The sequence below is a fragment of the Cellulomonas sp. T2.31MG-18 genome (genome assembly GCF_964266755.1).
GTDB lineage: Bacteria > Actinomycetota > Actinomycetes > Actinomycetales > Cellulomonadaceae > Cellulomonas.
This window is the reverse complement of sequence record NZ_CAXWGW010000001.1, coordinates 95,440-112,809: the sequence shown is the minus strand read 5'-3', so window position 1 is coordinate 112,809 and position 17,370 is coordinate 95,440. Positions and strand designations below refer to the sequence as shown.

Sequence of the window (17,370 nt, the reverse complement as noted above, 5' to 3'; positions counted from 1 at the left end):
GGCCGTGCCGGCGCCGGAGGAGGAGGACCGCGTGGCCGCCGAGATCGAGCCGGACACCAAGGACTGGACCTGGGTGCTGCAGCAGGCGTGCCCCGAGTGCGGGTTCGACGCGACGACGGTGGACCCGCGCTCGATCGGCGCGACCGTCCGTGCGCTGGTCCCCCGCTGGCAGGCCGCGCTGGCCCGTGACGACGTCCGCGACCGTCCCGAGCCGGCCACCTGGTCCACCCTGGAGTACGGCGCCCATGTCCGGGACGTGTTCCGGGTGATGGACCAGCGGCTGGCGCTGATGCTCGAGCACGACGACCCGCAGTTCGCCAACTGGGACCAGGACGCGACCGCGGTGGCCGAGCGGTACGACCTGCAGGACCCGGCGCTCGTCTCGCACGAGCTCGGCGGTGCGGCCGCCGTGCTCGCCGACCGCTACGACTCCGTCCCGGACGACGCCTGGCAGCGACCGGGCCGCCGGTCCAACGGCTCGGTGTTCACCGTCGACACGCTGGGCCGCTACATGCTGCACGACGTGCTGCACCACCTGCACGACGTGCGCGGCTGACACCGGTACCACCGGCGGCGCAGGCCGCGCGGCACCCGTCCGCCGAGGGGACCGTCTAGGCCTGCTGCTCCGGCGCCGCGGGATCGTCCGGCACGTCGGGAGGCACCTCGACGGGACCGGCCTCGGGCGGCCGTGGCTCGTCCTGCGGGTGCAGCCGGACGGCGACGAGCGCGACGTCGTCCTCCCGCCGCCCGGGCAGCACGCGCGTCAGGAGCTCGTCGCACAGCTCCGCGAGCCCGAGGTCCTTCGGCGCCAGCTCGGCGAGCAGCGCCTCGAGGCGGGCCATCCCGTCTCGCACGGACATGTCCCGCCGCTCCACCAGACCGTCGGTGTACAGCAGCAGGGTGCTGTCCCGCTCGAGCACCACCTCGGTCTCGTGCCGGGGGGCGTCGGGCATGATGCCCAGCAGCGGGTCGGGCTTGCCGTCCTTCAGCGGTTCCACCGTGCCGTCGGCGTGCAGCAGCATCGGCATCGGGTGGCCGGCGTTGGACCAGCGGACGCGGGTCCGGTGCTGGGCCAGGTCCTCCGGCGTCTGCTCCAGGCGCGCGACGACCGCGGTGGCGATCGACTCGGTCTGCAGCGTGCGCATCGCCCTGTCCACCGTGCCGAGCACCTGGGCCGGTGTGCCGCCGGTCGCCACGGCGATCCCGCGCAGGATCGAGCGGACCTGGCCCATCTCGGCGGCGGCCAGCACGTCGTGACCCACCACGTCGCCGATCACCAGCACCGTGGCCCCGTCCGGCTGGAGGAACGCGTCGTACCAGTCGCCCCCCACCCGGGCCGCCTCGGCTGCCGGCTCGTACCGCACCTCGATCTGCAGGTGGTCCGGCGACGGGGGCTTGGTCAGCAGCGACCGCTGCAGGCCCTCCGCCAGCGTCAGCTGCTCCTTGTAGAGCCGGGCGTTGTCGAGCGCCAGGCCGGCACGGCCGGCGACGTCGGCCGCCAGCTGCAGGTCCTCGTCCGTCAGCGGCGGCCGGCCGCGGTCGTGGAACAGGGACAGCACGCCGACGGTGCGGCCGCGTCCCCGCAGCGGCAGCACCACGGCGTTGCCCGGGTCCAGCCGGCGCAGCAGCTCGCTCGCCTCCCCGGGCACCAGCACCTCGAGCATCGACTTCGTCGCGTCGCCGGGGACGATCACGATCTCGCCCGTGCGCGCGGCGCGGCTGAGGAACGACTGCGGGGTCAGCGACGCCAGCCGTTGGGTGGCGTACCGCTCCACGAGCGTCCGCCGTCCGGGGTCGACGTGCCACGAGCCGACGTCGCGCAGCCGCGGGCCGCGGCGCGGCTCCCCCGCCTCCACCAGCGTGACCACGCTCCAGTCGGCCAGCACGGGCACCACCAGCTTGGCGAGGCGCCCGACGGCCTGCTCGGCCTCCAACGTCTCGGACAGCTCCACCGCGACGGTCGACGCGAGCTGGGCTCGGCGAGCAGCGGCCGCCGCCAGAGCGGCATCCCGGCGGCGGTCGGTCACGTCGAGGAAGTAGACGGACAGCCCGTCCGGGGTCGGCCAGGCGTGCACCTCGTACCAGGCGTCCAGCGGTGCGGGGTAGTACGCGTCGAAGTTCACCGGCTCGCCCGTCTCGACCGCGAGCCGGTAGCTCTTCTCGAACCGGGAGCCGACCGCCTCCGGGAACAGGTCCCACAGGTCCTGGCCCAGCAGCTCGTCTCGGCTGCGCTGCAGCAGGTGCTCGGCGGAGGAGTTCACGTAGGTGAACCGCCAGTGGGTGTCCACCGAGAAGAAGGCCGTCGGCATCGCCTCGAGCACGCGGGCCACGCGCACCTCGTGGTCACGCTCGGCGGTGGAGTCGAACGCGGCGCCGAGCAGCCGGACTGCGGTGCCGTCGGGCCCCGGTAGCGCCAGGCCGCGCGCGGTGACCCACCGGGTGACGCCGTCCGACCGGACGACGCGGTACTCCGCGGCGTACTCGCCCGTGGTCTCGATCGCCTCGCGGATCGCCCGGTGCACGGCCGGCACGTCGTCGGGGTGCACCGCCGCGTCGAAGCTCTCGATGGTGCCGCCGAAGGTCTCGCGGTCGTAGCCGAACATCTCCAGCAGCCGCTCGTCCCACGCGAGCACACCGGTGCGCAGGTCCCAGTCGAAGATGCCGATACCGGCGGCGGCGATCGCCACCCGGCCGAGGGCGCGTGCGGGGTCCAGGTGGTCGGCGACGCCGTTGGTCTCGGTGCCGGACCGCTCCATCGCGACGGCCAGGGCTTCGATCTCGATCCGGTACGGCGGCGAGAGAGGGAGGCTGGGCTCCTCGTCGCCCTGCGTCGTCATCGTGCCCCCAGTGCCCTGGCGACCTGATCATCGCTCGGTGCGATCATCCCCTGCTCACGCCTCCGGGTCGAGGACGACCTTGATGCAGCCCTCCTCCTTGCGCTGGAACATCGCGTACGCGCCGGGCGCCTGCGCCAGCGGAAGCCGGTGGGTGCGCAGGTCGAGCACTCCCAGCGGGTCGGACGGGTCGCTGACCAGGGGCATCAGGTCGTCCACCCAGCGGCGGACGTTGGCCTGGCCGAAGCGCAGCGTCAGCTGCTTGTCGAAGATGTCCATCATCGGAATCGGGTCGACGGCACCGCCGTACACGCCGACCACGGACACAGTGCCGCCGCGGCGGGTGGTGCCGATCGCGGTGTGCAGCGCCGCGAGCCGGTCGATGCCGGCCTTCTCGATCATCGGACGGGCGACGGCCCCCGGCAGCAGGCTGGCGCCCTTCTGCACCGCCTCGAGCGCGGGGGAGCCGTGCGCCTCCATGCCGACGGCGTCGATCGTGGCGTCGGCACCGCGGCCGTCGGTCAGCTCGAGCACCGCCTGGAGGGTGTCGTCGACGGATCCGTCGTCCACCGTCCGCACGCCGTGCCGAGCGGCCATCGCCAAGCGCTCCGGCACCGAGTCGACGCCGATCACCAGGCCGGCGCCGCGGTGCAGGGCCACCCGCGCCGCCATCTGCCCGATCGGCCCCAGGCCCAGCACGACGACGGTGCCGCCGGGCGGCACGTCGGCATAGGCGACGGCCTGCCAGGCCGTGGGGAGCACGTCGGAGAGGTAGAGGTACCGCTCGTCGGGCTCGCCGTCGGCCGGGACGACGATCGGCCCGTACTGCGCCTGCGGCACCCGCAGGTACTCCGCCTGACCGCCGGGCACCTGCCCGTACAGCGACGTGTAGCCGAACAGTGCCGCGCCCTTGCCCTGGGAGCGGACCTGCGTCGTCTCGCACTGCGACTGCAGCCCCACCCGGCACATCGAGCAGGTGCCGCACGCGATGCCGAACGGGACCACCACGCGGTCGCCGACGGACAGCCGCCCGGCCGCCGCGCCGGTCTCCACCACCACGCCCATCGCCTCGTGCCCCAGCACGTCACCGGGGGTGAGATAGGCGCCGAGCACCGAGTAGAGATGCAGGTCGGAGCCGCAGATCGCGGTGGACGTCACCTGGATCACCGCGTCCGTCGGCTGCTCGATGCGCGGGTCCGGAACCGTCTCGACGCGCACCTGCTGGCGGCCCTGCCAGGTCAGCGCGCGCACGGCGCACCCCCGGCCGGCGTGGTGGTGCGGTGCCTTCCGCGAGGCGGCTCGGAGGTGCGGGTCGCGTCCATCGGGCCACGGTGCCATCCGGGCTGGAGCCTCGCATTCCGGACGCCGCGGGCGCCGCCTCAGCGCAAGGCGTCGGCCGGCAGCGGCGACCCGGGACCTCGGACCCATTGACATCCATCGATGTTTAGAGCACCGTAGCCGTACATCGACAGACATCAATGAATGGTGCCCAGAGATGCACCCCGAGCTGTTCCTGCTCCTCTACCAGCAGCGCGAGCGTCAGCTCGAGCAGCTGCACGCCCGTCGTGCGGCCGCTGCCGAGCGGTTCGAGCTCACCGGGGCGACCGTCGCCCCGCCGGTCGCACGGACGCACGCCGTCTCGGCGGCGGTGACCGGCCTGGTCGCACGGCTGCGCACCGCCGCCTCGCCGTCGCCCGCGGCCGTCGCTCCGGCCTGCTGCCCGGCGCTCTGAGCCTCGGCGCGCCCGGCCGCTGCGCCTCCGCGGTACCAGTCGGTGAGCAGGGCCCCGAGGCCCTTGCTCACCAACTGTTCACGTGTATAGCCTGCTGGTCGTGCGTACAGCCGAACCGTCGGACGCCCGTCCGTCGTCGGACCTCACCGCCCGCGCCCGCATCCGGGACGCGGCCATCGCGTGCTTCGCGGAGGAGGGGTTCACCGCCTCCTTCCGCACCATCGCGGCCCGCGCCGACGTCTCACCCGGCCTGATCACGCACCACTTCGCGTCCAAGGTCGCGCTGCGCGCCGAGTGCGACGCCGAGGTGCTGCGCCGCTACCAGGCGCTCAAGACGGACAGTCTCGGCGACCCCAGCGGCTTCCTCGTCGCGAACCTGTCGGAGCCCGGTCCGGCCGCCGAGCTGACGCTCTACATGCTGCGCGCCATCCACGCCGGAGGCCGCCCCGCGCAGCAGTTCCTGGAGCGGCTCGTCGACAACGCCCGCGGCGTGATGCAGGCCAGCGTCGAGGCGGGGCTGGTGCGCCCCTCGCGCGACGAGGAGGCGCGCCTGCGGCTGCTGGTGCACCAGGCGATGGGCGGACTGCTCATCCAGCTGCTGATCGCGCCCGAGGCCACGCCCGAGACCTTCGGTACGTCGGTGCTGGAGCTGCAGCGCGCGCAGATCCTGCCACTGCTCGAGCTCTACACCGAGGGCTTCCTCGCGACGCCCCGCATGCTCGACGACTACCTGGCCTACCTCGGCGACCCGCCCCCTGCCGAGGCAGACGCCCAGCACGACGAGCGCACCGCCTGAGAGCGCCGCCGCCGCAGCCTCGCCGCCACGGCCCCACCGGGCCGGTACCGCGCTGATCCATGCACGTTCCCCACCCACAAGGAAGTCCCATGCCCACCAACCAGCCGGCCGTCGAGATCGAGGGCCTGACCAAGAGCTTCGGCAACGTCCACGCGCTGCGCGGCCTCGACCTCACCGTCCCGTCCGGCCAGGTCACCGGCTTCCTCGGCCCCAACGGCTCGGGCAAGACGACGACGATCCGCATCCTGCTCGGCCTGCTCCGCTCCGACGGCGGCCGGGCCACCGTGCTCGGCGGCGACCCGTGGGCCGACGCCGTCCGGCTGCACCGGTCCATCGCCTACGTCCCCGGCGACGTCACCCTGTGGCCCAACCTGACCGGCGGCGAGGCGATCGACATCCTGTGCCGGCTGTCCGGCCCGCTGGACCCGCGGCGCAAGCAGCAGATGCTCGACCGCTTCGAGCTGGACCCCACCAAGAAGGCCCGCACGTACTCCAAGGGCAACCGGCAGAAGGTCGCCCTGGTGGCGGCGCTGGCGTCCGACGCGGAGCTCCTCCTGCTCGACGAGCCCACCAGCGGCCTCGACCCGATCATGGAGACGGCGTTCACCGAGTCGATCGCCGAGGTGAAGGCGCAGGGCCGTTCCGTGCTGCTGTCCAGCCACATCTTCGCCGAGGTGGAGAAGCTGGCGGACACCGTGACGATCATTCGCAACGGGGTCACCGTCGAGACGGGCAGCATCGCCCAGCTCCGGCAGCGGCTGCGCACGCAGGTGACAGCCGTGCTGGCAGGCGGGTCGGCGACCCTGGCCGCGGTCGACGGGGTGCACGACCTGGTGCAGGTCGACGGGCAGACGCGGTTCACGGTGGACGAGGAGTCCCTGCCGGCGGTGCTGGCGCAGGTGGCGCGGCTGCAGCCACGGTCGCTGGTGGCCAACCCGCCGTCGCTGGAGGAGCTGTTCCTGCGGCACTACGGCGAGGAGCTGGCGGCCGTCAACGGGGTCGATGCGAACGGTGCCGGGCGGAACGGGGCGCAGAAGTGACCACCGTCGCGCCCCGGACACGCGCTGCCGCGGTGGCGCTGCCGACGCGGGGGCGGCCGGCGGACACGCTCGCCGGGCTCGGTGCGATGGTGCGCTTCGTCGTGCGCCGCAACCGCGTGCGGCTGGCGGTCTGGCTCGTCGTGCTGGTCGGGCTGTTCGCCTACGTCGGCGCCTACTACAAGAGCCTGTTCACCACGCAGCAGGCGCTCGACGACTTCGCCAAGGTCAGCGACACCCCCGGCATCCGGGCGCTGACCGGCCTGGCGGCAGCGCCGAACACCCTCGGCGGGGCCGTCTGGACCAAGGTCTGGATGACGTGCGCGCTGGCGCTGGCGTTCGGCGTCGTCTTCCTGGTCACCCGCAACGGGCGGGCGGACGAGGAGGTGGGCCGCACGGAGCTGCTGCGCTCGCGGGAGCTGGGGCTGCACGCGTACCCGGCGGCGTCGTGGCTGGTGTGCGCGGTGCTGTCCGTGCTGGTCGGCGCCCTGATCGCCGTCGTCTCGGTCGCCTCGGGCCTCGACCCGTACGGCACCGGCATCACCGGCTCGCTGATCGTCGGTGCGTCCGTCACCGGCGTGGGGCTGGTGGGCCTCGGGGTCGGGGCGGTGGCCGGTCAGGTCGCCTCCACGTCCCGCGGTGCCAACGCCCTGGGGTCAGCGGTGCTCGGCGTGCTCTACGTGATGCGGATGGTCGGCGACCTGGGCGACGGGCGGCTGACGTGGGCGTCGCCGGTGGGCTGGGGCCAGGAGATGCAGCCGTGGGGCGCCGACCGGTGGTGGCCGTTCGGGCTGCTCGTCGTGCTCACCGTCGTGCTGCTGGCGCTGGCGACCGTGCTCGAGGCGCACCGTGACCACGGTGCCGGCCTGATGCCGCAGCGTCCCGGCCCCGCCGGTGCGCCCGTGCGGTACGCGACCCCGCTCGGCCTCGGCCTGCGGCTGCAGCGTGGGCCGGTGGTCGGGTGGAGCGTCACCGTGGTGCTGTGCGGGCTGCTGTTCGGGTCCGTCGTGCACGCGATGGACAACCTGCTCAACGACGCCGGCACCTCGCTGCCCGCCATCCTGCGCGGGCGGGGGATCGACGCGTTGATGGCGGTGCTCGCCGGGATGATCGCCCTGATCGTGGCGGTGTTCGCCGTGCAGTCGGCGACGACGCTGCGGGCCGACGAGGCGTCGGGGCTCATCGAGACGCAGCTGGCCGGGGCGCTGTCGCGGTGGCGGTGGGCGCTGCAGCGGCTGCTGATCCCGGCCGTCGGCGGCGCGGTGCTGCTCGCCGCGGGCGGCGCCCTGCTGGGCGCCAGCTACGGGGCGACCGTGCACGACGGGTCGTGGACCGGCCGGATGGCGGTCGCGTCGCTCGTCTACTGGCCGGCGGTGATGGTGCTGGTCGGGGTGGCCGTCACGTTGTTCGGCTGGCTGCCGCGGCTGGCGATCGCGCTGACGTGGGGACTGCTGGCGGCGCTGTGGTTCGTCATGCTGATCGGCGACGCCCTGCACCTGCCCCACTGGGTGCTCGACGTGCTGCCGTTCTCCGCCACCCCGTACATGCCGCTTGACCCGATGCGGTGGACGCCCGTGGTGGTGATGACGGCCGTCGCCGCGCTCCTGGTGTGGGCCGGCGTCGACCGGTTCGCGCGGCGGGACGTCGTCCCCGGCTGACCGGTCGAACTGACCCCCGCCCGGGAGGCGGTCCCGCGCTCGATCGGGATCGCCTCTCGGGCTGGACTCTGCCGTGCTTCGGGTTCACGCTAGTCACTGTCATTTGGAAGTGACTATCAGTGGAGGCAGCGATGAACCCGACGACGAGCGGCACGGTGGGGTCGCGCCGGTGGTGGGCGCTGGGCGGCGTCACCCTGGCGGTGCTGGCCGTGTCGATGGACGTGACGATCCTCAGCGTCGCGCTGCCGACGCTGGCCGGGGCGCTGTCGGCGACCGCCGCGGACCTGCAGTGGTTCTCCGCCGGCTACGCCCTGGTGCTGGCGGCGCTGACCCTGCCCGCCGGCTGGCTGGGTGACCGGCTGGGCCGGAAGCGGGTGCTGATGGGCTCGCTGCTGGTGTTCGCGGCGGGCTCCGCAGCCTGCGCCTACGCCGGGTCGGCGGCGTGGTTCGTCGTCGCGCGCATGCTGCTGGGCGTCGGCGGGGCCGGGGTGGTCGTGATGGCCGTCTCCGCGCTGACCGTGCTGTTCGACGACGCCGAGCGCCCCCGTGCCGTGGCGGTGTGGGGCGCGGCGAACCTGGTCGCGTTCCCCGTCGGCCCCATCCTGGGCGGCTGGCTGCTGTCCCACGTCTGGTGGGGCTGGGTGTTCCTGCTCAACGTGCCGGTCAGCCTGCTCGGGCTGGCGGCCGTGGCGGCCTGGGTCCCGGAGAGCCGTGCCGACCGGGCCCCTCGGCTCGACGGTGTGGGGCTGCTCGCCTCGAGCGCCGGGCTCGCGGCGCTGACGTGGGGGTTCATCCAGGCCGGTCAGGACGGGTGGAGCTCGGCGCGGGCGTGGGCGTTGATGGTCACCGGGCTGCTGGCGCTGGTCGGGTTCGGCGGCTGGGAGGCGCGGCTGGCGCGGCGTGGGGGACAGCCGCTGGTGGACCCGGCCCTGTTCCGCTCGGCGTCGTTCAGCTGGGGCGTGACGCTGTTCGCCGTGCTGACCCTGGCGCTGATCGGCCTGATCTTCGCGCTGCCGCAGTACTTCCAGGCGGTGCTGGGGACCGACCCCCAGGGCTCCGGGCTCCGGTTGCTGCCGCTGGTCGGAGGCCTGCTGGTGGGCCTCGGCCCGTCCCGCGCGCTGGCGGTGCGGGTCGGGGTGAAGACGACGGTGGCGGCCGGCTTCGTCGTGCTGGCCGCCGGGCTCGCGCTCGGTGCGACGACGACGACCGCCTCCGGCACCGGGTTCGCGGCGCTCTGGACGGCGATCAGCGGGGTCGGCACCGGCATGGTGATGGCGACGGTCGCCGCCGCGGCCCTCGCCGAGATCCCGGCGGAGCGGGCCGGTGTCGGCTCGGCGGTGATGCAGGCCGTCAAGGGGGTCGGTGCGCCGCTCGGTGCCGCCGTGCTGGGCAGCGTGCTGGCCGCCGGCTACCGGAACCACCTGCCCGGGGTGACCACGCCCGGCGGCGCCGGCGAGGCGATGCGCGTCAACGTGTTCGCCGGGCTGCGGGTCGCACGGCAGCTGCACGACGCGCAGCTGGGGCGCCAGGTGCAGGCGGCGTTCGTGCACGGGGTGACCGGCACGCTGCTGGTGTCGCTCGCGGTGGCCGTGGCCGGCGCTGTGCTGGCGGCGCTGTTCCTGCCTCGTCGTGCCGTCGTCGTCCCCGCGTCTGGTGGCGAGGCCGTGGCTGGCGCTGCGGCCGATCCGGTGCCCGGCGACGAGCCGGCGACCACCCGATGACGCGGTCGCGGGGTGCGGCGTGCCCGTCGCGCCCCGCGGGGCAGGCAGCACAATGGGCACGTGCCCGCTGACGCCGCCCCCGCCACCGGCCTGCGGGAGCGCAAGAAGGCCCGCACCCGCACGGCCATCCAGCACCACGCCCTACGGCTGTTCACCGAGCAGGGCTACGCCGCGACGACGGTGGAGCAGGTGGCGGAGGCCGCCGACGTGTCTCCCAGCACCGTGTTCCGCTACTTCCCCACCAAGGACGACCTGGTCCTGACCGACGAGCTGGACCCCGCGCTCATCGCAGCCATCCGCTCCCAGCCGGCCGAGCTGGCCCCGGTGTCCGCGTTCCGCGCGGCGCTGCGGCAGGTGTTCGGCGCCGTCGACGACGGTCTGCTGGTCGACGTCAAGACGCGCGCCACCCTGATCCTCTCGGTGCCGGAGCTGCGCGCCGCGATGCTGGACCAGCTGGCGCAGAGCATCACCTGGCTCACCGAGCTGATCGCCGAACGTGCCGGCCGTCCGGCGGACGACCCGGCGGCCCGGGCGCTGGCCGGCGCGATGGTCGGCGTCTGGATCGCCGCCGCGACCGCCTGGGTGGCCCACCCCGACGACGACCTGCTCGGCGCGCTGGACACCGCGCTCGAGTACCTGGAGAACGGCCTGACGCTCGACGTGCCGTGAGCCGGTGGGGGCCTGGATCCGCGTGTCGGCGGCGACGGGCCATGGGCTAGCATGGGCCGCGCGTTGGGGGGACCGGGTCGGTCCCGCCGGGTGCACGACCAGCGAAAGTGCTGGTCACGCGGGTGTAGTTCAATGGTAGAACTTCAGCTTCCCAAGCTGAGAGCGCGGGTTCGATTCCCGTCACCCGCTCCGCGTTTTCGCAGGTCAGAGCGTCGCAGATGCTCTGTCGGACCTCCTTGAGACCCTCTGCTGGTCGGCTCGTGCCTATACGTGCCTTAAGGAGAGGTCCGGCCATGACCACCCGACACCATCGACGTGTATCCGGCACCGTGCGGCGGCTCCCCAGCGGGAGATGGCAGGCGCGGTACACCGGACCGGACGGCGCGCAGCGCGCCGTCGGCGTCTACGCGACCAAGGCGGAGGCCGACCAGGCTCTCGCCTTCGAGATCTCGGAGATCGCCCGCGGCACCTGGCGCGACCCGCGGCGCGGCGACCAGCCGCTCGGGGACTTCCTGCGGACCTGGATCGCTACCCGCGCCGACCTGGCGCCGAGCACGCGTGCTCTCTATGAGCGGATGTTCGCGCAGTGGGTCGACGCCGACGTCCCGCTGGGTGACCTCTCGCGCAGCGTCGCGCGGCAGACCGTGCGGCTCGGCGAGCGGACCCTGGCGTCGATCACGCCGGCCGACATCCGCGAGTGGGACGCCGCCGTGCTCGCCGAGGCGCGGCGGCGGGCAGGGGAGCGGTGGACCAAGGCGAGCGTCACACCGGAGCGGGTCAACAAGGCGATCCGCGCGTGGGCCGTCGAGCAGGGCCGTCCCGTCGCGCCCACCGGACGGATGTCGGCGTCGCTACGCGAGGCGTGGCTGGCGGCGACCGGGGGAGAGGTGCCGCTGGACCCGCGCGCCGAGCGGCACAACGTCGGCCACACGGAGGCGGCTCAGGCGTACCGGTTCCTGCACACCGGGATGGCCCAGGCGGTGTCCGACGGGCTCATCCTCGCGAACCCGTGCGCGGTCAAGGGCGCGAGCCAGCGCGACTCCCGGCACCGGACCGAGCGGCGGGTGCTCGCCGCCGATGAGCTGTGGGCGCTGGCCGACGCGATGCCCGAGCGGTACCGCGCCGCTGTGGTCGTGGCGTTCCTGTCCGGCCTGCGAGCGGGCGAACTGTTTGCGCTGCAGCGCCGGCACGTGGACCTGACGGCCGGGACGCTGCGGGTAGAGCAGGCGCTCGCGCTGCCGGGGAGCGGGTCGGTCTTCTCGACGACCAAGTCGCGTGCCGGGGTGCGGACCGTGGTGTTGCCATCCGTCGCGGTGGAGGTGCTGGCGGAGCACATCGCGCTCTTCACGCCGGCGGGACGGGACGCGTTGGTGTTCGGGACCGCCTCCGGCCGGCCAGTGAGCAACGGGCACCGGTCGATGATGTTCGGCCGGGCGCGGAAGGCGATCGGCCGCGACGACCTGACGTGGCACGACCTGCGACACTCGGCGCTGACGCTTGTCGCCTCGACGGGCGCGACGCTGCCCGAGCTGATGGAGCGCGCCGGGCATTCGACGCCGCGAGCGGCGCTGCACTACCAGCACGCGGCCGACGACTCGCAGCGCCGGATCGCGGAGCGGCTGGACGGTGTGTTCGGCAGGACTTCGCGCACCTCGGCCGCCGCAGGGCGGCTAGACGAGCCGAGACTTGTATGACCGCCTAAGCTCAACTCGGGCGGCAAGTTGGATCACGCCTGCATCGGCAGTGAGACCCGACGCAGACCGATCGTCCCGGGGCGAGGGCTACAGGCCCGGGAACGCTTCGCGGAGCGCGGTCAGCAAAGCGCTTGCAGCGTCTCTGTCGAGCTGGATCGTCTGGCTGACCTTCGGCTGCGAGGCGCGTCCGTCCGATCCGTAGGTGCTCAGATGGAACAGAGTCCCAGCGCCGTCCGTGACGACTTGATACGTCGCGTCAACACTTGTGCGGTGGCGAGAGACCACCGAAGTGCCCTTGGATATCGATCGAATGACGGCCACACGATCATCGTGCCATCCGGTCCTGCCCCTCTGATGCAAACTACTGAGCGACGAAGAGGCGAACCGCCGCAAGTACCCGTTCGAGGCCGTCCGTGGTCACCGTGCCGCCACGCGACTCGGAACTCGGGGTCCAGACATGGCCGGCCGCCTCGACGATGCCCTTCGCGAGTTCCGGCTTCGTCAGACTGGTGGGAAGTCCTAGGCCGAGGACCTCGTTCGCTATGAGGAAGATCTCCTTCGGTTCAGTTGAACCGGTCGACATCTTGGGCGCTTGGACGCCCAGCGCGGACGCGATGGCGGCTACGAGGTCAACCTTCTGGACTCGCATCAGTCTTGAGCCCCGGCGAGATACGGCCGGATCGTGTCGAGGACCTCGATCACCCATGGTCGGAGACCGTTGATCTCAACATCGTTCTCGAGCAGCCCTGCGAGGCGAATGCGCTCAAGCACCATGCCTCGAAGGGCGAGCTGTCCCCAGAGCCGCTCGTCACCGATTGTCTGCGGCACGACTAGCGCGGTGACTGGGTCAACATCCATCCGAAGCCAACTTGCCCACACACGGGGCTCAACATCCGACGCCTTGGTTATGAGGTCGGCTTGCAGGGTGCACTGCGCGAGGACCACGGGGAAGCCCGGCCGGCCGTCCGGGAACGCGCGCCAGGCGACGACATCAACGCCGCCGTCCTTGCGTATCGGCGGCCGGTACCCACCGCCCACGGGCACGCCGAGCTGGCTGGCGAGCCACTGGATCGCGGCTGGGAACTCGGGCGGCCGGCCTACGTCGGAAGGCCAGCCGAACCGAACAGCCCGGCCAGCGACACCCCAGAGTCCGGCAAGTGCGGCTGCGGCGATCCGCTCGAAGAGGACTTCCATCTCGTGAGTCGAACTGGCGGGGAGCAGCTGTCGCGCGACCGAACCCGACGTCAGCAAGAGGAGCGCGGCGTAGGGAGTCGAAGGTCCAGTTGGCGTGGCGCGGACCGCGAATGGTGACACTACGAAGGGATAACTCGCGGCGAGAGTATTGGCCCGCTGTGTCATCACTCGCTGAGCAAACGACACCTGCGCAGCACTAGCCCCGATCTCAGAAGCGGCCAAGCCGGTGAGCTCGTCTTCGCCCATTTGCCGAGTCCCTCGCGCAAGCAGCGTCGTCTCTAGCCAGTCGGCGACCTGCTCCCGACCCGAAACAGATGCCTCGAGCATCACGCCTTTACCGAGCCCAGTTCGTCCACGACATTCCGGAGAGATTCGACCAGGGCCTCTATGTCTGCAACAAGCGCCTGCACCTGCGGGTCGGACGCGTGGTCGGAAATATCGTCGGACGCATGGAGCAGTGCGTTCTTAGCTGCTCCAAGACGCTTCTGGAGCCGCTCTCGGGGATCCATGCCTGCTTGACTCACTCGCTCCTTGGCCTCCTCGAGCGAATGACCACCACGCAGGGCGTTGAGCCCGATCTCACTCGAAACGACGTTGCCAAGCTGGCTCATCTGGCGCGAGTCGGTAATCACGGGTTCATGGGCCTCGTCACCAAAGACCCAGGTGACCAGTTCGCGCAACTCGTCGGTGCGCTCGAGCGGTATGGGCCTTTGATTGATGTCCATACGTGATCCAAGGGGCGCCCCGATGTGGTCCCGGAGCTTCGTGTTACCCATTGCGACGGTCAAGACGGAGAAAGCCTTCTCGATTTCTGAGGTCTCGAGTCCGAGCTCCTGCGCCTGGCGAACGACTGCCTGGTCGCGGTACAGATCGGAAGCCTTGCTCTTGGTGATCCCGATCATTTCCGCTACTTCGGCGATCGTGCGACCCTCGGCAACTCGAGCTGCGATGAATCTAGCCTGCATGTAGGGCCGCCACTGAAGTTTGCCCACCACGTGAGCTTTAGCGACCTGGGAGTGCGTTGCCTCACGGGAAGCGTGAACGATAACGGGCACCGTCGAGTCCGGAACGAGTAAGGTGCGACCCGCGATCAGCTCCCATCGGTCGGGCTCCGCGAACTGCGCTCTGATCTCCGGGACAGCGAGGCCGAAAAGCGCTGTCAGTCGACGGTTCCCTTCAACAACGACGAACGCGCCAGGTTCGTCATCGGAAGCCACGGCGAGGAGAGGCTCGCCGAGAAAATAACCGTTGTCAACGATCGACTGTGCGACAGAAAAGGCGTCGAAACCCATCTCTAGAATGACGGCCAGATCTTCTTGACTGCCGCCTCGGTGCGCCTCGGGCAAGCGGGGATTGTGTGCGTCCACTCGGAGGTTGCGGATAGCGATCTGCTTTGCTTCGCCAACCTGGCTCGTAACTTGGTACGTCGTCTCAGTCATCGTTCATCTTCCTCGTGATGCCGCGGCTGCCTAGGTGAAGCGCAAGTGTGAGGAGTTCTCGGTCAGGCACGTTTCGGCGAACGACACGGTGCACTTGAACGACCACACGGTCCGGATCCCGGTCGAGATCTGGCGTGCTGCGGTCACCCGGATAGAAGGCGCCGTCCGGCTGGGGCTTGAGGTCTCTGCCCTGGAACAGGTTGATGAAGCCCACTTGATCGTCCCAACGGCGCTGACGGGGACGTCCATTGTCCTCCATCAGCAGAACCGGAACTTGCCCGTTCTGGTCGACCGTCCGCTGCAAATGATCGAGAAGGTCACCGTGTCGCCAACTGGGGCTGTAGCTCTCAACGGCCCACGGCGCGAGAAGCCTCTCGATTACTTCCGAGGCGTTCAGGTGTAGCGTGCGGAAAGCCAACCGCTGGTGATCCTCGAATGGCGCCTGAAACAGGCCGAGGGCGGCCACAAGCGACTCGTTGTGGCGAACCTCTTCCTCCGAAAGGACCGGGCGTCGGAGGCTGTGCCAACCGGCTGGCGTCGAGGAGAGTGCTGTCACCACAGTGTCACGGGTGGGCTTCATTCCCTCGGGAAGGAGGAGCCCAACTTCGGTCGCCCACGTGTGGACTGACCCGCCGTCGTCGACATGGTCCTGCAAGCGGGCTCGGAGGTCGTACTCCGTAAAGACGATGTCACGGAGGGAGCGGATCGTCCGGCGGCTTGCAAAGAACTGGCAGTACGGCAGCAATTTCCTCCGATAGCCGAACGCTCGGGCTCGCTGCTCGAGCGTGTCTACTTGAGGGCTCGCAGGGCGGTTCATGTAGGTGACAGTCAACCCCTCGACGGTGAACCCGCGGTCGAGTTTGTTGCCACCGACGAGCACGTGCACAGGCGAAACGGTCCAGTCGATCTTGGTGATCGCGGTGGACGAGTTGACGAGCCAGAGGTTGCACTCACGCATGACGACGCGAAGCTGGTTCAGGAGGAGCGTGTCCTCTACGTCCTCAGCGCCTGACCCGATCAGCCGTGCGCGTTCTTCGGCGAAGACGGCGGGCAGTTCCGCGAGTGCGGCGGCGTCGTCTAGGGCGCGGCGCCAAGTCTTGATCTGCCGGCCGAGCAGGAAGTGGTATCGGGTCTGGACGTCGTTTCGCGCTGTTGAATGCACCAACATGCTGAAAGGCGCATCTGCTGCCCCGTTCACCATGAGGAGAGCTGCTCCGACACAGAAGGAGGCGAATGCTCGTTCGAGGCTGTTTGGGAGCGCAAGCGGCGCCGTCTTGGACGCCTGCTCCTCGATGACCGGCACATCTCGCACTACTTTGTCAGCGAAGTCGACGAAGAACTCGCGCCCACCGGTATAGCCGGCGCCGGGTTGCAGAAAGACGACCGACTCAGGTTGAAGGAGGTCCTCCGCGTCCAACATCAAGGGCCCGTACGGAGTTGCCGTGTACTGGACGTAGAGGTGATTCGGCAAGGCGGCGCGTAGGTACCGTATCGCCTCGTACGTACGACTCTCGGCGTTGTCGCCGCCGGTGTTGAGTGAGCTCTGGTCAGCTTCGTCGTCGATGATCAATGCCGGCTGTGATAGACCGAGGTGCTGGAGCGACTCGGAGAGAGCGCGAATTCGCCCCGCATGCTTGAGAACCGGTATGAGAACGACTCGACCTCGGTCGAGGTGCGTGGCCACGCGCCTCGAGCCTGGGAGCCCGGACAGATTCGGCTCGGTGACCCACACGTAGTCCTGCCGAGCGCCGATCCCGAGAGCGTCCTCAAGGCGCCGCCGATTCTGGTCAAGCAGTAAATTGGTCGATCCGAGGAGTGCCACGGCAATTCGGTATCCGGCGTCCGCTGCCGCCGCTAGCAGGGCCGTGATAGAGGTGGTCTTGCCGGACTGGACCAGGCCGAGCGCCAGGCACGTCTCCCCGGCTCGGCCATCTCCAAGTGGTCCCTGTTCAAGCACCTCGCCAACCGAGTGCCAAATGTTGGTCCGGGTCCTCTCGTCCATGCCTTGCGCCAGCACCTTGTCGAGCCGCTGTGCTTCCGGACCGAGCATCGCCACCGTTTCGCCGTTCTCCTTGGTCCTGCTCAGTGCCTGCCGCTTCACATTGCCCCACGTGCCTAGTCGATTCCGAACGGTTGGCGCCGACGGCGCGTCCAGCGAGGTCTCGGCTCGCCACCGTTCATAGCCACCGTACGTACCGAGAGAGCCGGGCGACCGAAGGTAGTCAGCAACCCAGTCGAGCAAGTCGCCGTCGGTCCAGCGGGATTGGTAGTCGTCTCTCTGCGGTGCCACGGGCTCGACCTCGGCTTCGACGCAGACCGCGCGCCAGGAGCCGAATACTTGGCTGAGACGCACCGAGCTGGGACCGCGGACCTCGCCCTGCCGGATGAGGCTGTCGTAGGTGGTACTGGTCAGGGGCCACTCGTAGGTCGCCGCAAGCGAGACTGCCTCCAGCGACGCTTGCCGGCTCCAAGTCGTGGGCATGGCGTGGGGCTCGTTGACGAGGAGGCGACGTGCTGACCTCGGTACGTTGGTGCGCACCATGCTCACGTCGACTCCGAGCCGGTCCGCGACTTCGGACGCGGTACTTCCGGGGTG

At 70.7% G+C, this 17,370-nt stretch carries 14 protein-coding genes and 1 tRNA gene; 9 read left to right on the top strand and 6 right to left on the bottom strand.

The genetic code is table 11. The features are described from left to right. Positions 1-31: 31 nt before the first annotated feature. Positions 32-556 carry a DinB family protein gene (locus ACFQTY_RS00505; protein WP_378095741.1) on the top strand — a complete coding sequence of 175 codons (525 nt, stop codon included), beginning with the start codon at positions 32-34 and terminating at the stop codon, positions 554-556. A gap of 55 nt (positions 557-611) precedes the next feature. Here ACFQTY_RS00505 and ACFQTY_RS00500 read toward each other — a convergent pair whose 3' ends face one another. After that, entirely contained in the window at positions 612-2,837 is a 2,226-nt protein-coding gene (locus tag ACFQTY_RS00500) for a SpoIIE family protein phosphatase (protein WP_378095738.1), read from the bottom strand. Between the two features lie 54 nt (positions 2,838-2,891). After that, a complete protein-coding gene (locus tag ACFQTY_RS00495) occupies positions 2,892-4,085 on the bottom strand; it encodes a zinc-dependent alcohol dehydrogenase (protein WP_378095735.1) in 1,194 nt (397 codons plus the stop codon). A 244-nt stretch (positions 4,086-4,329) separates the two neighbouring features. Here ACFQTY_RS00495 and ACFQTY_RS00490 point away from each other — a divergent pair, with 244 nt between their 5' ends. The 8 genes from ACFQTY_RS00490 to ACFQTY_RS00455 all read left to right on the top strand — a co-directional run bounded on the left by ACFQTY_RS00490 (position 4,330) and on the right by ACFQTY_RS00455 (position 12,141). Next, on the top strand, positions 4,330-4,566 hold the full coding sequence (locus ACFQTY_RS00490) for a hypothetical protein (protein WP_378095732.1): 237 nt from the start codon (positions 4,330-4,332) through the stop codon (positions 4,564-4,566). Between the two features lie 100 nt (positions 4,567-4,666). Continuing rightward, complete coding sequence (locus tag ACFQTY_RS00485; protein ID WP_378095729.1) at positions 4,667-5,362, top strand: TetR family transcriptional regulator; 696 nt, start codon at positions 4,667-4,669, stop codon at positions 5,360-5,362. 89 nt (positions 5,363-5,451) lie between these two features. Next, positions 5,452-6,402, top strand: a complete 951-nt coding sequence (locus tag ACFQTY_RS00480; RefSeq protein ID WP_378095726.1) for an ATP-binding cassette domain-containing protein — start codon at positions 5,452-5,454, stop codon at positions 6,400-6,402. After that, positions 6,399-8,057, top strand: coding sequence for an ABC transporter permease (locus tag ACFQTY_RS00475; protein WP_378095723.1), 1,659 nt, complete (start codon positions 6,399-6,401; stop codon positions 8,055-8,057). Before ACFQTY_RS00480 ends, ACFQTY_RS00475 begins: the two co-directional genes overlap by 4 nt. 131 nt (positions 8,058-8,188) lie before the next feature. After that, positions 8,189-9,778, top strand: coding sequence for a DHA2 family efflux MFS transporter permease subunit (locus tag ACFQTY_RS00470; RefSeq protein WP_378095720.1), 1,590 nt, complete (start codon positions 8,189-8,191; stop codon positions 9,776-9,778). A gap of 60 nt (positions 9,779-9,838) precedes the next feature. Then, complete coding sequence (locus ACFQTY_RS00465) at positions 9,839-10,447, top strand: TetR/AcrR family transcriptional regulator (protein WP_378095717.1); 609 nt, start codon at positions 9,839-9,841, stop codon at positions 10,445-10,447. A 118-nt stretch (positions 10,448-10,565) separates the two neighbouring features. Then, positions 10,566-10,636, top strand: a tRNA-Gly gene (locus ACFQTY_RS00460). Between the two features lie 104 nt (positions 10,637-10,740). After that, the gene (locus tag ACFQTY_RS00455) at positions 10,741-12,141 is read left to right on the top strand and encodes a tyrosine-type recombinase/integrase (protein ID WP_378095714.1); all 1,401 of its coding nucleotides are present in this window, start codon (positions 10,741-10,743) and stop codon (positions 12,139-12,141) included. Positions 12,142-12,502: 361 nt separating this feature from the next. Here ACFQTY_RS00455 and ACFQTY_RS00450 read toward each other — a convergent pair whose 3' ends face one another. From ACFQTY_RS00450 to ACFQTY_RS00435, 4 genes are all read right to left on the bottom strand, one after another. After that, on the bottom strand, positions 12,503-12,790 hold the full coding sequence (locus tag ACFQTY_RS00450; RefSeq protein WP_378095711.1) for a hypothetical protein: 288 nt from the start codon (positions 12,788-12,790) through the stop codon (positions 12,503-12,505). Continuing rightward, entirely contained in the window at positions 12,790-13,335 is a 546-nt protein-coding gene (locus tag ACFQTY_RS00445) for a hypothetical protein (protein ID WP_378095708.1), read from the bottom strand. The genes ACFQTY_RS00450 and ACFQTY_RS00445 overlap by 1 nt, the downstream gene beginning before the upstream one ends. Before the next feature lie 326 nt (positions 13,336-13,661). Beyond that, positions 13,662-14,774 (bottom strand): hypothetical protein, encoded by a 1,113-nt coding sequence (locus ACFQTY_RS00440; protein ID WP_378095705.1) that lies wholly within the window; start codon positions 14,772-14,774, stop codon positions 13,662-13,664. Beyond that, complete coding sequence (locus tag ACFQTY_RS00435) at positions 14,767-17,316, bottom strand: Z1 domain-containing protein (protein ID WP_378099056.1); 2,550 nt, start codon at positions 17,314-17,316, stop codon at positions 14,767-14,769. The genes ACFQTY_RS00440 and ACFQTY_RS00435 overlap by 8 nt, the downstream gene beginning before the upstream one ends. Positions 17,317-17,370 lie beyond the last annotated feature (54 nt).